The following is a 14,892-nucleotide window of genomic DNA, read 5'->3' on the forward strand; positions in this document are numbered from 1 at the left end:
CGTCGCGTTTCCCCTTGTAGTCCATGCAGACTTAAAGCGTAGTAGACGATGGGCAATCGCCGTTAATTGTTCGCCATTGCCGGGTATCGCTGACGCAAATCACTGAATATTTGTGCCATATCCGCCGTTTCGCCTATCTCTGCCACCGCCCGGAATACCTGGGTTTTCAGGAAGTGACGCCAGCTCACCGGCGCGCTTGCCAGAAAGGCGGTCAGTAACTGATAACGCTGTGGCGTCCAGAGCGTTTCGAAGCGACTCCGTGCTTCGCCGTGCTCAAAATGGTGCGCAGCCTGCTGCGGCATCATGGTGTGCAGGTGCTCCGTTGCTGCCCGATCCACGTGGTGATCAACCACCACCACGCCATACTGCGTCCTGGCTGCCGCGACGCTGAGATAACCGCAGCGCACATCCTGCATCACCGCATCGGCATCGCGCTGTGCCGGCAGGCCATAACCGCCCGCGCCGGGTCCGCGCACTTCAACCACATCACCCGGCAGGCATTGGATCACATCAGTGTTGCCGTGATTGATGACCTCACCGTCGCGCCGGGTACGGAAGTAAGAGAGCGCCCCACTCTGGCCGCCGACGGCGCCCGCCGAGGCAAACACCGATCGGTTACGGTTGCGCGCGGTAATGGTGGTATTGGGCGAGAAAATCTCAAATGCCATTTCGGTGGCTAAACCGCCGCGATAGCGACCGGCTCCGGCGCTGTCCTGAGCCAGTCCGTAGCGATGAAAGCGGATCGGCACTTCTGCTTCGTTGATCTCAATCGGGGTGTTTTTCAGAAAGGCTGAAAGACCGCCGGAGCCGTCAGGCCCGTCGTGACGCGGCGTGCCACCCGCGCCGCCGCCCACCGGACCCAGCGAGGCGACCACGCTGCGATTCTGCGTCTGGGTACGGATGTTCATGATTGAGTTGCCGCCCGGTGAATTCGCGGGCAAACGCTCCGGCATCGCCAGCGAGAAGACGCCGATAGTGGCAATCTGCGACAGTGCACAGGTCAGGGAGCGCATCCCTACCGCTGCGGGCGCTTCACAGTTCATGACCGTGCCAGGCGGCAGGATTGCCCTAGTGGGTCGCAGCGTACCGGCGTTAAGCAGCAGTGAACGGTCCAGCGTAGAGAGCACATAGGTAACACCCACCAGCGCCAGCGGATGCCGCTCACGTCCGCCAGTCGGCATATTCAGCGACGAGGCCAGCTGCGGATCGCTGCCGGTGTAGTCCAGCTCCAGCTGATCGCCCTGCACCCGCAGAGTAATGGCGATACGGCAGGGATAACCGCCCTCGCCATCTTCATCGGCGTAGTCGGCATAGAAGTATTCCCCGTCGGGAATGGTTTTGATAATGCTGCGCGCCTGCGCTTCGGCGTAATCGAGAATGCCCTCAATGCCCTGCAAAAAATCGGCGATGCCAAAGCGGGCAATAATGTCGTGGATTTTACGCTCGCCGACGTTCACCGACGCCAGCTGGGCTTTGAAATCGCCCCAGTTCTGATCCGGCACCCGCACATTGAGCCGCATGATGCTGGCGACCTCTTCGTTGAGCTGACCCTGCCGCATGATCTTCAGCGGCGGGATGCGAATCCCCTCCTGCACGATATCGGTCAGCGAGCGCGACAGCGAGGCAGGCACCGCGCCGCCGACGTCGGTGTTATGAATGTGGCCCACCACGAAGCAGACAATTTCACCGTGGTGGAACACCGGTTTCCAGATATGGATATCGGGCGAGTGGGTCGCCACGTTGCCGGCGTAAGCGTCGTTGGTAATGCAGATGTCGCCGTCAGCGTACTCTTCAATCAGTGCCAGCACCGGCGCATAGTCGATGCCGCTGTACCAGGGCGCGCCGAAGCTGCGCGGCGAGGCAAACGCCAGGCCGCTGCGGCTGACAATCTGACAGGAGAAATCTTCCGTCTCTTTCACAAAGGTGGAGTGCGCCGTGCGCATCAGGGTAAAGGCCATCGCATCGGCAGCGGCGGCGCAGTAGTTCGCCAGGATCTGTAAGTTACGTCCATCAATCGCCATGTTATGCCTCGTTCGCCGTGATCAGCAGATTACCGAATGAATCGACCGTGACGCCCATGCCGGGCGGCACGCAGGTGGTGCAGTCATCCTGGGCGATGATGACCGGGCCACTGAGCTGATGTCCGGCACGCAGCACTGAACGCAGCACTAAATCAACCTGATGCCAGCCGCCGTCGATCCACGCCCTGGTCTGTTTCAGTACCGGCACCGGTTCCGTGGCCGGAGCCAGTGGGTTAATCACCGGTTTCGGCGTCGGTGATGCAATCACCAGCCGCAGGTTGATCAACTGCACCGGCGCCTGCGGGTCACAGTGACCAAACAGCTGCTGGTGCTGGCGATCAAAGGCGTCATGCAGCGCAGTGAAATCCGCCTGCGCCAGCCAGTTCGCCTCCAGCGGTACGTCGATCTCAAACGACTGACCGCGATAGCGCATATCCGCGCTGAACTGCAGGCTGTAAGGCATATCGCTGCCGTGCTCCTGGGCCAGCCAGCCACAGGCGCGCTGCTGTAATGCTTCGGCTTCACTGGCCAGGGTGTCGGCCAGGGCGGGTGTCAGATCGCCGTAGAGCGTGCGGATAAAGTCGTTACGAATGTCCGCCACCAGCCCGCCCAGCGCGGACAGCACGCCCGGCGTCGGCGGCACAATCACCCCTTTCATATTCAGTTCGCGGGCCAGAAAGCAGCCCATCATCGGACCCGCTCCGCCAAAGGCGAGGAACCAGAATTCACGCGGATCGAGACCAAAGCGCGACAGCAGCCCGCTGGTGTCGCTGTACATGCTGGAGATCGCCAGCTGGATGGCGGTTTCTGCCGTTTCCTGCACCGTGACGCCAAGCGCATCCGCCAGCGGCTGCCAGGCCGCACAGGCGGCGTCCACATCAACAGTGACGGCGTTATAACCCAGCGCGCCATGGCCCATCATGCCGCAGGCGGCGAACGCATCGGTGGCAGTGGGTTGCGTGCCGCCGCGCTGGAAGCAGACCGGGCCAGGCAGCGATCCGGCACTGTCCGGGCCCATCTGCAGCACGCCCTGACCATCGATCCACGCCAGCGAGCCGCCGCCCTGACCCACCGAAGTGACGGCGACAGAAGGAATAAAGATCGGGAAATCCCCGATGATTTCGCCGTTGCCCTGTGCCACTTTGCCGTCGATGATCACCGCCACGTCGGCGCTGGTGCCACCGATATCCAGGCTGAGGATTTTGTCAAAACCACAGGCGCTGGCGAGATAGCTGGCACCAATCACCCCGGATGCGGTGCCGGAGAGCACCATCTGCACGCATTCGCGTTTCGCCTGATCGACGCCCATCACCCCGCCGTTGGATTTGGTGATGCGCGGCGGCGGCCTGACGCCGAGCCGTTGCAGCGCCTGCTCAAAGGATTCCAGGTAGTGGATCACCATCGGCTGCACGTAGGCATTAATGGTGGCGGTAATGGTGCGTTCATATTCACGGATGATCGGCCAGATGTCAGCGGAACAGGAGGTCAGCAGCTCGGGTGCCACCTCGTCGATAATCGCCTTCACCGCCGCTTCATTGTGCCGGTTGCGATAGCTGTGCAGCAGCGACACCACAATGCCCTGACAGCCTGCCGCGCGTGCCTGAGCGATTGCGTCGAGCACGCTCTGGCGATCAGGCGCGTGCAGCACGTTGCCGTGCGCGTCACTGCGTTCACGGATGGCAAACACCCGATCGCGGGTGATTAGCGGAGCAGGACGCCGGGAGAAAAGATCGTGAATATGCGGGATTTTAAGCCGGGCCAGCTCCAGGACATCGCAGAAGCCCTCCGTGGCGAACAGCGCCAGCCGCACGCCGCGCCGCTGGATCACCGCATTAATGCCTACCGTGGTGCCGTGGGTGAAGTAGCCAATCTCAGCGGGGTCAATACCCTGATGCTGCTGAAACTGCGCCAGCCCGGTAACGATTTCGCTGCCTGGCTGATCCGGTCGTGACAGGACTTTCAGGGTGTGAATCTGGTTCGTTTGCTGATCGAGCACGGCGAAATCGGTAAAGGATCCGCCAATATCCACGCCAACGCGGTATCGCATATCGGGGTAACTCCAGTGTCAGGAAGGGGGAAATTCCATCAGCGCCTCGGGATGCTGCACCACACGCCAGCCGAGCCGCTGATAGACCTGATGGGCATCCTGGGTTGAGAGCATCCAGCGATGCACCGTTTGCAGCTCCGGGTGTTCACGGACGCAGGTTGCCAGCCAGCTGCCCAGCCCGTGACCGCGCCAGTTTTCATCAATCATTACGTCACACAGCCAGCCAAACCGGGTGTAGTCAGTAATCAGTCGGGCAAAGCCAATCTGGCTCTGCTGGTGATAGAGGCCAAACGGCAGCGAACCGGCAATCGCCCGCACGGTTTTGGCCAGCGGCTGGCCTTTTGCCCAGTAGGATTTCTCCGCCAGCTGGATGTGGATCCACGCCAGGTCGAGCCGCTGGCGGCTGGTGGAGACAGTGAACGCCTCGCGCTGCCACTGCTGGTCAGCAATCTGCAATGAGTCCATGACAACTCCTTGTATCGGTTGAAAACAGTGTAAAAGGGTTCGCCCAACGGTTGAGGCTGTAGCGCGCTACAGAACCGGCTGTTGCGACTGAATTTTGCGTCATGAAGAAATTTTATGCTGAGGGGTCATCTGGCACATTAACGGGAGAAGTGAAGCGGATGGGCGAAAAAAAGTGCGGCTGGGGTGAATCAGGAAAGAGTAAGCAGAAACAAGGCAGGTGACGGCCCTCTCTCCACCGGTAAACATGGCGAGGGCGACGCCTGGCCGCCCGCTACACGCCGAACTCCACCGAATTGTGCTTGCCGATCAGCGATCGCAACGGCACGCTGCTTTTCATGATCGGGGATTTGATCACGATATAGCTGAAGTACTTATCGATGCCGATCTGAGCGTCGAGCATCTTCTCAATCACTTCCTGGTAATGTTCAATGCTGCGGGTAATAAAGCGCAGCAAATAGTCATAGCCGCCGGTAATCAGATGGCACTCCATCAGCTCATCGACGTCGCGCATCGCACTTTCAAATTTCATAAAGTCTTCGCGGCGATGGCCTGACAGGGTGACTTCGGTAAAGACCGTCACCGAATCGGTAATGCGGGTGAGATTAATGTGCGCTTCATAACCGGTGATAAAACCGGCCTGTTCCAGACGTTTGACCCGTTGCAGACAGGGACTGGGCGAAAGGCCTACGGCGTCGGCGAGGTTAACGTTGCTGATACGGCCATCTTTCTGGAGTTGCACCAGGATGTTGATGTCGATGCGGTCGAGTTTCATTAAGCCGTTCATAGCACCCCCCTCATTGTCAGAGCCTGTCCCGCCAGGCGTCATTGTTGCAGGCAGTCTGGAGACGGACAGCGCGGAACAACCGGCGCGTACATGGCGTACGTGAGGATTGTAAGCACTGACCAGGTTCAGACTGACAAATGAAATAGCCTGATGGGATAGACGCTTAATTAAATGTGCAGAACCTCCCGAAGGTATATCACGCTTTACCGTAAACGCGCCAGCGCTTCGCAGTGGTTATACCAGCGGGAGATTTTCAAATTACTTTAACAATATCAATGAGGAATGGCACTTTACCCCAACCGGCCTGTGGCGCGCGCCAGCGCAATATCGAAGATATGCAGCGCCTCTTCCAGCTGTGAGTCGGTAGTGACCAGCGGCGCCAGGAAACGGATGGTGTTGCGATGCAGGCCGCATTTGATCAGCAGCAATCCTTCCTGGCAGGCGCTGTCGAGGATCTTCTGGGTTAAGGCCGCATCCGGGCGACCGGTTTCGAAATCGAGGATCTCCACCGCCTGCATAAAGCCCACGCCGCGGACGTCACCGATGCAGGCATATTTATCCGCCAGTTGCCGCAGTCGTGCATTGAGTTGCTCACCAAGCTGGCAGGAGCGCTGCAACAGGTTTTCCTGCTCAAACAGATCCAGTACCGCCAGCGCCGCCGCACAGGCCAGTGCGTTGCCGCCATAAGTACCGCCTAACCCGCCAGGCGTCGGTGCATCCATGATCTCTGCACGCCCCACCACGCCGGAAATCGGCAGACCGCCGCCCAGGCTTTTCGCCAGCGTGACTAAATCGGGTTTAATACCCAGTTGCTGGAAGGCGAACATCGTGCCGGTACGCCCGAAGCCGGACTGGATTTCATCACAAATCAGCAGAATACCGTGCTGGCTGGTGATGCGACGCAGCGCCTGCATAAATGCCGGGCCAGCGGGCAGGAAGCCGCCGTCACCCTGAACCGGCTCAATGATAATCGCCGCGACCCGCTCCGGCAGGATCTGCACCGCAAACAGCTGATCCAGCGCTTTCAGGCAGTCCGCTTCAGTAATACCGTGCAGCGGGTTCGGGAAGGGCAGACGGTAAATATCGCCGGGGAACGGGCCAAAATTCTGTTTGTAAGGCGCGGACATGCCGGTCAGAGTGATACCCAGCAGGGTGCGGCCATGAAACGCACCATCAAAAGCGATAATGCCAGAGCGCTGGGTGTGTGAGCGGGCAATCTTCACCGCATTTTCCACCGCTTCGGCGCCGCTGGTAAAGAAGACGCTTTTGTACGCCTCATCGCCGCCCACCAGTTTGTTCAGCCGCTGCGCCAGCTCGATGTAGCCCGGATAGGCCACCACCTGAAAACAGGCGTGAGACACCAGGCCGAGCTGGCGGGTCACCGCATTGACCACCGCCGGGTGATTGTGGCCGACATTCAGCACCCCGATGCCGCCGACAAAGTCGAGATAGCGATTGCCCTCCACGTCCCACACTTCACTGCCTCTGGCGCGTTCGATCACCAGCGGATGGGCGGTAACTACGCCGCGCGGCACATTCTGCTCGCGTGCATCCAGTAACAGGCTGTTATCGGAGTATGCTTGCTGCTCTGCCATGACATTCTGCATTTTAAACCCTCATCCACGTAACGTTCGGTTGGCTCAAGTATCGCAACCCGCTGGTTTGTCACGCTGCCGTAATTCCTCAGACAGCGGCATTTCCTGTCAAAATCCTGCGGCATTCAGCAGGGAAATTTCTCTGCCAGCGCCTGACGAATCAGCGTGACAAAAACGTTAACGCCATGCGGGATCAGCGCATCGTTGAAGTCGTATGCAGCATGATGCAGCGGCTTGCAGGGTGCCGATCCCAGCCACAGATAGGCACCGGGCCGCGCCTGCAGCATAAAAGCAAAATCTTCTGAGGTAAGTGCGGGCTGGGGCGCGGCCTCAGCCTTAATGCCCGCCTGCGTCAGCGCCTGCAGGCAAAACTGCGCTTCAGCATTACTGTTCAGGGTCGCCGGGTAGTAGCGCAGATAGCTGACCTCTGCGTGCAAACCGTGGGCGGCGGTGATGTGCTCCGCCATCTGACGCAGTCGTGCTTCAATCGTCGCCTGCGCTGCAGGGCTGAAAGTGCGCACCGTGCCGGTGATGTTCGCCTCCGCCGGGATCATGTTGTGCGAAAAGCCGCCCTGCATCCGGGTGACGGTGAGCAGCGCCGTTTCGCACGGATCCAGGGCGCGTGAGACCAGAGTATTCAGCTGCACCACCAGCTCGCTGGTCGCCAGCAGAGTATCGCGCGTCAGATGCGGCTGCGCGGCATGACCGCCTCCGCCCAGTACCCGGATATCAAAACGGTCAGCCGCTGCCATGATCGCGCCAGGGCGGGTCTGTACCTGGCCGAGCGGCAGTTCCGGCCAGTTGTGAATGGCGTAGACCGCCTCGCAGGGAAAGCGGCTGAACAGGCCATCGTCAATCATCGCCTTTGCGCCCGCCAGCCCCTCTTCGGCGGGCTGGAAGATAAAGCAGACGCTGCCATCAAAGCTGACGTCGCGCGCCAGTTTTTCTGCCGCTCCCAGCAGCATCACGGTGTGACCGTCGTGGCCGCAGGCGTGGCTCACCTGCTCCGCGCGGCTTTGCCAGTCGGTGCCGCTCTGATCCTGCATCGGCAGCGCATCCATATCAGCCCGCAGGCCAATCATGCGTTCACTGCTGCCCTTTTTCAGTATCCCGACCACGCCGGTTTTACCGATGCCGCGATGCACCTCAATGCCCAGCTGTTGCAGAAAGTTCGCCACGACGTCGCTGGTGCGCTGCTCCTGAAAGCCCAGTTCCGGGTGCGCATGCAGGTCGCGGCGCAGTGCCACCAGATGTTCCATCTTAATATCCTCGCGAACGGTCAATCTCACCGTGCAGCGGCTCGCCACGCTGATGACGCCGCAGGTTTTCCAGCAGTGCCGCAATGGCGCTCTCATTCTGCGTCTGGCTGGCGATGTGGGGTGTGAGCCAGATGGCGGGATGGTGCCAGAAGGGATGACCCGGCGGTAACGGCTCCGGGTCGGTCACATCGATCACGGCGGCACGGAGCTGCCCGCTCTCCAGCGCCTGCAGCAGATCGTCCTGATTCAGCTGGGGGCCGCGCCCGGCCTGCACCAGCGCCGCGCCCTGTGGTAGCTGATTAAACAGGGTTCGGTTAAGCAAACCCTGTGTGGTGTCAGTCAGCGGCAGCAGGCAGACCAGAATCTCGCTGTGCGCCAGAAACGCCCCGAGCTGATCGTCACCGTGCCAGCAGCGGACGCCGGGAATCTGGCGCGGTGTGCGGCTCCAGCCAGCGCAGTCAAAGCCCAGCGCCACCAGCTGTTGCAGTGCGGCCTGGCCCAGTTCGCCCAGCCCCATGACGCCTACCCGACGCTGCGCGGCAGGTAATACCGCGAGTGCCAGCCACTGCTGCTGGCGTTGCTGATGAAAATAGCGCGGCATGTCGCGATGCAGGCCGAGTACCGCGAAGGTGACATACTCCACCATACCCTGGGTCAGGCCTGGCTCGATCATCCTGATCACCGGCAGGTCGGGCGGCAGCGCGCCAAGGTCAAACTGATCGGCCCCGGCACCCACGGAGAACAGCAGTTTCAGCCGGGGGAAGAGCGCGGTGATGTCAGCTGGTGGCTGCCAGGCGACCAGCGCTTCAACCTGCACTGGATCGCCGGTCTCAGGCCAGATATGCAGCTGAATGTCAGGCGCATGCGCTGCCAGCCAGCGCTGCCAGATGCGGCCACGTTCCGGCTCCGATTTATAGACGATATGCATCAGGCCATCGCCTGCGTCATCAGTCCAAACGCCTGCATACCCTGCGGTGTCCAGGGCGTGCCGCGCACCATAGTCGCAGGCGCATCGACCTGAGGGATGCCCAGGCTCTGTAGCCAGGCGGCCATCGGCAGCGCGGCATCGGTGTCGATGCGCAGGAATTCCCCCTGCAGCGACTGCATCAGCGTGGCGACCAGCGCTTGCGCGACTGAAAAATCTGCCGCGATCACCGGGCCAATCGCCCAGCCGTGACCAAAGCGACGCAGGCTGGCGAAGCCCTGAATTTGCTGATAATCATCCTGCAACAGCACCGTCTGGCAGTCGCGCAGCAGGTGGTCGAACAGTGCCGGACGATGCATGCCGTGCGCCTGCTGATCCAGCGTCACCAGTGTGGCGTGATCGGCCAGTGTTGCCGGACGCAGCTGCAGTCCCGCCGGGATCACGACGTCTGGAAGGGTGGTCACTGCGCGGGTCTGGTGCTGGCGAATCTCACCGCAACTGACAAACCCGAGTTTTTCATACAAACCTTTGCCCATCTCGGTGGCGTGCAGACGCACGTTACAGTCGGGTAATTTTTCCAGCTGCGCCAGCATCAGCTGTTTGCCCAGGCCACGCCCCTGCTGCTGGTTATCGACGATCACCAGCCCCAGCGTGGCGGCGCGCTCGCCCCAGCGCCAGAGCACCGCGCTCGCAATCAGCTTGCCCTGCTCTTCAATCACCGTGCCCTCGCCCAGCTGCAGCGCCAGCTGCCAGTCTTCACGTCGATGGGGCCATTTCAGTGCCTGCGTTAAGGTGAAACAGGGGTCGATATCGTCCGGCGTCATTGCGCGTATTTTCAGGCTCATTGCAGGTCTCCTTACATCATGCCTGGCGTTTCAAGTCCGCTGCCGTCAACCAGACGGCTGTAGCGATAAGGGGTGGGATCAACGACTGGCGTGGCTTCGGTCGCCAGATCGGCTGCCAGTCGTCCGGCACCCGGTCCGATACCGAAGCCATGGGCGCTGTAGCCCGCCGAGAGCACCAGCCCCGGCAGTTTCGCCACGGTGGAGATCACCGGAATCGCGTCCGGGGTGCTGTCAATCATGCCGCCCCACGACTGCGCCAACCGCAGGTTCGCCAGCGCCGGGTATTCACGCCGCATCGCCGCCAGTCCCTCTTCCACGATCGTTGCATCGGCTGCCGGATCGAGAATGCGCATGCGCTCAAACGGCGACTCGCGGTCAAATGCCCAGCCACCCATCGCTTCAGGGCCATTGAAGAACGGCGAAAGGCCAAGATTCAGGGTGAGATTCTTGCGGCGGCTTTTAAACGTCGGGTAGAACTGGCGGGCATAGCGCAGCCCCTGCGCGCCCGGCTCCAGCCGACCACGACCCGAGACGGATACGGTGTAGCTGCCGTCCATCTGTGGCCGACAGGCAAAGCCAGGTGTGTAGAGTGGCATTGCAATCGCCTGCTCAATGGGCTGCGTGCGGAAGGCGGTGCCAATCACGTTGCCCAGCGGCAGATCGATACCGTGACGACGGCAGAACATGGAGGTCCAGGCCCCGGCGGCACAGATCACCCGGCTGGTTTTGATCAGGCCGCGCTCGGTCCAGACGCCGCTGACCCGTCCGGCGGCGATATCCAGCCCGCGCACCGCGCACTGCTGAAACAGCAGCGCCCCTTTTTTCAGCGCGCCCGCCACCAGCCCGGGCGCAGCCAGACGGGGCTCTGCGTGACCGTCGGTAGGTGCTGAGAGACCGCCCCGCCAGTTTGTGGTGCTGCCGGGCGTCATCGCTTTGGCCTGCTCCGCCGTGAGGATCGAACTGCGCACGCCATAGTCTTTTGCCATCTGGATCCACTTATCCCAGGCCGCAATGTCCGACTCTTCCTGCGTGGCGTAAACCAGCCCGCTGCGGCGGAAACCCAGCTCTTCGCCGGTTTCATCGTTAAGCTCACCCCAGCGTTGCAGCGCATAAATAATCAGCGGCAATTCACGTTCATCACGGTTCTGCTGGCGACACCAGCCCCAGTTACGGCTCGACTGCTCCGCCCCTACCAGGCCTTTTTCGATTAGCACGACCTTCAGTCCCTGCTTCGCCAGCTCCCAGGTGGCGGCGGCTCCGGCGATACCGGCGCCAATCACCACTACATCGGCGGAATCGGGAAAATTCGCACTGTCCTGTACATAACGAATCGGTGCAGGCATAACAAGACTACCTCTGTTGTCAGTATCTGGTCTGGCACAGGGCGATATCACCGCTGTGCCTTGACCCGTGCCGCCCGCGCATTACATCAGTGCTGTGCAGGCGGATTAATCAGGGTGCCCGTTGCTTCAGGCAACTCACTCTGCTTTTAAAATCTCTTCATGCTCATCCAGCCAGCCCTGACGCAGCTCCGGCACCGCGCGTTTCAGCCGCTCGAAATACAATTCGCTGGTCGGCTTGTCGTAGTCGCTGCGCGCCAGCTGGGTGACGATGCGACCGCTCTTCATCACCACGATTTCATCACACACCGCGCGTACCGCATGCATGTCGTGGCTGATGAAGATCACCGAGAGTCCCAGTTCGCGCCGCAGTTCGCTGATTAAGTCGAGGACGGCGGCGGCAACCACTGTATCCAGCGCCGAGGTCACTTCATCACACAGAATCAGATCCGGCTCAGCCGCCAGTGCGCGCGCCAGATTGACGCGCTGCTTCTGCCCCCCGGAGAGCGCCCAGGGACGCCGCCACAGCACGCTGCGCGGGAGCTGCACCAGATCCAGCAGCTGATAAAGCCGCTGCTGTCGGGCCGCACCGCTCAGACCGTGAAACAGCGTCAACGGACGCGACAGGATGCGTTCAACGCTGTGGGCCGGGTTCAGCGCGGTGTCTGCCATCTGGAATACATATTGAATGCGGCGCAGCTCGTTGTCAGGCCGTTTTTGCATATCGCCCGAGATGTAGTGGCCGTTGAACAGAATATGGCCGTGGCTTGGAGCGTTGAGTCCGGCAATAGCGTGCGCCAGGGTGGTTTTGCCTGAGCCTGACTCACCAATGATGCCAATCGCCTGCCCTTTCCACAGCCTGAGATTGATATCTTCCAGAATGCGTATTTTCGGGTAGCCATCGCTGCCACGCGGACCATAACCTGCGCTGAGGTCGCGCACCTCAAGCAGCGGCTGAATATCGGCGGCAACCGGGCACCAGTTGCTGGGCCGCTCTTTCTGCCGCGCCGCCTCCATCAGTAAGCGGGTGTACTCCGCCTGCGGTGCGCCGATCAGATGCGCGGTGCTGCCATACTCCGCCATTTTGCCGCGCAGTAGCACCAGTATCCGGTCTGCCATCTGCGCCACCACGGCTAAATCGTGACTGACGTAAATCGCCGTGACGCCGCGCTGCACCACCACGCGGCGAAACGCCTTCAGCACTTCCACCTGCGTGGTCACATCCAGCGCGGTAGTAGGTTCATCAAGGATTACCACGTCAGGATCGCCAATCAGCGCCATCGCCGTCATCAGACGCTGCAACTGACCGCCCGACACCTGGTGCGGGAAGCGGTCACCAATGGTCTCGGGGTTGGGCAGCGCCAGTTCGCGGAACAGCTCAATCGCTTTGGCTTTTGCCGCTTTGCGGGTCAGGGTGCCGTGGATAACCACCGGCTCAATCACCTGGTCGAGGATCTTCATGCCCGGATTAAACGACGCTGCCGCGCTCTGGGCGATATAGGCGACTTTGTTGCCACGGAAAGCGCGCAACTGCCCCGGCGTCAGGCTGTTAACGTCGGTGCCGGCAACGTGAATGTTGCCGTCGGCGATGCGGCAGCCGCTGCGGGCGTAACCCATCAGCGCCATCGCGATAGTGGTTTTACCTGAGCCGGATTCGCCAATCAGCGCCAGCACTTCGCCCTTCTGCACGGTAAAGTGAATGTCGGAAACCAGGTCGATCTCTTCGCCGCGATCGGTCTGCGCAGTGACGCGCAGTTTATCCACCGAAATCACCGGCATGGCGGTATGTGGTGTCACGTTCATGCTCCCTCCTTCGCCAGCGTCATCGGACGCATCGCCTGCAGGCTGTCAATAAACAGGTTGGCGCCAATGGTCAGGCTGGCAATCGCCAGCGCGGGCATCAGCACCGCAGGCGAGCCGTCAAACAGCCCCTGCATATTTTCACGCACCAGCGTGCCCCAGTCGGCGTATGGCGGCTGAACACCCAGACCGAGGAAGCTCAGGCCGCTCAGCAGCAGCACGATGTAGACAAAGCGCAGACCAAAATCAGTCAGCATCGGGTGCACCATGTTGGGCAGGATATCGTGAATGGCGATATACCAGCGGCTTTCGCCCCGCAGCCGTGACGCCCGGACGTAATCCATGCTGCGCAGCGAGCTGGCCATGGCAAACGCGATACGAAATGCGCCCGGCCAGTAGGTGAAGACCGCCGTGAGGATCAGCATCGGCAGTGAGGAGCCAAATACCGCAACTATCATCAGCGACAGCACTTTGCCCGGCAGTACCAGCAGCGCGTCGTTGACGCGGCCCAGTACCTCCTCCAGCCAGCGCCCCGCCACCGCTGCCAGCAGCGCCAGCAGCGTGCCGATCAGGCTGGCCAGCAGCGCCGCACTTAGCGCCAGACCGATAGAGAACTTCGCGCCGTAGAGAATGCGGCTCAGCATGTCGCGCCCAAGGTAGTCGGTGCCCAGCAGGTTATCAGACGTCAGGCCGCCCATCAGCGGGCCGCCGCCGATGTCATCAATGCTGTGCGGGGCCAGCGGGGTGCCGAATACTGCCATCAGCAGCCAGAACAGCGACATTATCAGACCCAGCCGTCCCGACCAGGAGAGCGACTGTAAGAAACGCCAGGGCAACGAGAGAATATTCATGCGCTTCTCCATTTCGGGTTAAAGGCGATAGTCAGAATGTCTGCCGCCAGCAGCAGGACCAGATAGCAGGCGGCGAACAGCATCACGCAGAGCTGCACCACCGGCAGGTCGCGGTTACTGACCGCATCCACCAGCTGGCTGGCGAGACCGGGATAGCTGAAGATGGTTTCGATGATGATCACCCCGCCAAACAGATAGGAGAGGCTGAGTGAAATGGCATTGGCGATGGGGCCGACCGCGTTAGGCAGTGCGTGACGCAGCACCGCTCTCAGCGGTGAAACCCCTTTCAGCAGCGCCATCTCCAGATAAGGACTGTCGAGCTGGTTGATAATGGCTGCCCGCGTCATACGTGCCATCTGCGCCACCAGCACGCAGCAGAGTGTCAGCACCGGCAGCGCATAGGCTTTGAGGTAACTCAGCAGGTCGCTATCCGGGCTGCCGAACGACATCGCCGAGACCCAGTGCAGCTTGACGGCAAAAATCAGCACCGCCACCGTCGCCACCAGAAACTCCGGCACGGCAACCGTCGCCATGGTGCCGATGACCAGCGCCCGATCGAGTCGGGAACCGCGATTCATCGCCGCAATAATGCCGATAATCAGCGCCAGCGGCACGCAGATCAGCGTGGTGATACCCGCCAGTTCAAAGGTGGCGGGAATGCGCTGCGCCACCAGTTGCGAGACCGGCAAATGGCTGGCAAACGAGGTGCCAAAGTCGCCCTGCACCATGCCTGTCAGCCAGTGGAAGTAGCGCATCAGCAAAGGCTGATCGAGACCCAGCTGCTGCCGTAACGCCGCCACCGTTTCCGGCGTGGCGTTCTGGCCGAGGATCATCTGCGCTGCGTCGCCCGGCAGCAGGCTGGTGATGAAAAACACCACCGCCGAGACGATAAGCAAAGTCAGGATGCCGGCGCCAATTCGCCGGGCAATCAGGAACAGCATGTATCGGTTCATCGGCGTA

The 14,892-nt window shown here is 61.1% G+C and carries 12 protein-coding genes; all 12 read right to left on the reverse strand.

From position 1 onward, the window contains the following. Window positions 1-62: 62 nt before the first annotated feature. Entirely contained in the window at window positions 63-2,021 is a 1,959-nt protein-coding gene (locus NR195_RS07020; RefSeq protein ID WP_163640110.1) for a hydantoinase B/oxoprolinase family protein, read from the reverse strand. A gap of 1 nt (window position 2,022) precedes the next feature. Then, window positions 2,023-4,068: a hydantoinase/oxoprolinase family protein gene (locus tag NR195_RS07025; RefSeq protein ID WP_022624956.1), complete on the reverse strand. Its 2,046-nt coding sequence runs from the start codon at window positions 4,066-4,068 to the stop codon at window positions 2,023-2,025. Between the two features lie 18 nt (window positions 4,069-4,086). Then, complete coding sequence (locus NR195_RS07030; protein WP_060680517.1) at window positions 4,087-4,533, reverse strand: GNAT family N-acetyltransferase; 447 nt, start codon at window positions 4,531-4,533, stop codon at window positions 4,087-4,089. Window positions 4,534-4,804: 271 nt separating this feature from the next. Then, window positions 4,805-5,317 carry an Lrp/AsnC family transcriptional regulator gene (locus NR195_RS07035; RefSeq protein WP_010247853.1) on the reverse strand — a complete coding sequence of 171 codons (513 nt, stop codon included), beginning with the start codon at window positions 5,315-5,317 and terminating at the stop codon, window positions 4,805-4,807. Window positions 5,318-5,607: 290 nt separating this feature from the next. Continuing rightward, window positions 5,608-6,924 carry a 4-aminobutyrate--2-oxoglutarate transaminase gene (gene gabT / locus NR195_RS07040; RefSeq protein WP_010670905.1) on the reverse strand — a complete coding sequence of 439 codons (1,317 nt, stop codon included), beginning with the start codon at window positions 6,922-6,924 and terminating at the stop codon, window positions 5,608-5,610. A 113-nt stretch (window positions 6,925-7,037) separates the two neighbouring features. After that, on the reverse strand, window positions 7,038-8,171 hold the full coding sequence (locus NR195_RS07045; protein ID WP_256844339.1) for a M20 aminoacylase family protein: 1,134 nt from the start codon (window positions 8,169-8,171) through the stop codon (window positions 7,038-7,040). Window position 8,172: 1 nt separating this feature from the next. After that, a complete protein-coding gene (locus tag NR195_RS07050; RefSeq protein WP_256844340.1) occupies window positions 8,173-9,099 on the reverse strand; it encodes a glyoxylate/hydroxypyruvate reductase A in 927 nt (308 codons plus the stop codon). Further along, entirely contained in the window at window positions 9,099-9,941 is an 843-nt protein-coding gene (locus NR195_RS07055; RefSeq protein WP_256844341.1) for a GNAT family N-acetyltransferase, read from the reverse strand. The genes NR195_RS07050 and NR195_RS07055 overlap by 1 nt, the downstream gene beginning before the upstream one ends. A gap of 11 nt (window positions 9,942-9,952) precedes the next feature. Next, window positions 9,953-11,284 carry an FAD-binding oxidoreductase gene (locus NR195_RS07060; RefSeq protein ID WP_022624962.1) on the reverse strand — a complete coding sequence of 444 codons (1,332 nt, stop codon included), beginning with the start codon at window positions 11,282-11,284 and terminating at the stop codon, window positions 9,953-9,955. Between the two features lie 135 nt (window positions 11,285-11,419). Next, window positions 11,420-13,084, reverse strand: a complete 1,665-nt coding sequence (locus NR195_RS07065; RefSeq protein ID WP_033788375.1) for an ABC transporter ATP-binding protein — start codon at window positions 13,082-13,084, stop codon at window positions 11,420-11,422. After that, complete coding sequence (locus tag NR195_RS07070) at window positions 13,081-13,932, reverse strand: ABC transporter permease (protein WP_010247873.1); 852 nt, start codon at window positions 13,930-13,932, stop codon at window positions 13,081-13,083. The genes NR195_RS07065 and NR195_RS07070 overlap by 4 nt, the downstream gene beginning before the upstream one ends. Then, window positions 13,929-14,885: an ABC transporter permease gene (locus NR195_RS07075; protein WP_010247875.1), complete on the reverse strand. Its 957-nt coding sequence runs from the start codon at window positions 14,883-14,885 to the stop codon at window positions 13,929-13,931. Before NR195_RS07075 ends, NR195_RS07070 begins: the two co-directional genes overlap by 4 nt. Window positions 14,886-14,892 lie beyond the last annotated feature (7 nt).

It is taken from the genome of Pantoea sp. Ft-CA_14, assembly GCF_024520875.1.
Lineage (GTDB): Bacteria > Pseudomonadota > Gammaproteobacteria > Enterobacterales > Enterobacteriaceae > Pantoea > Pantoea agglomerans.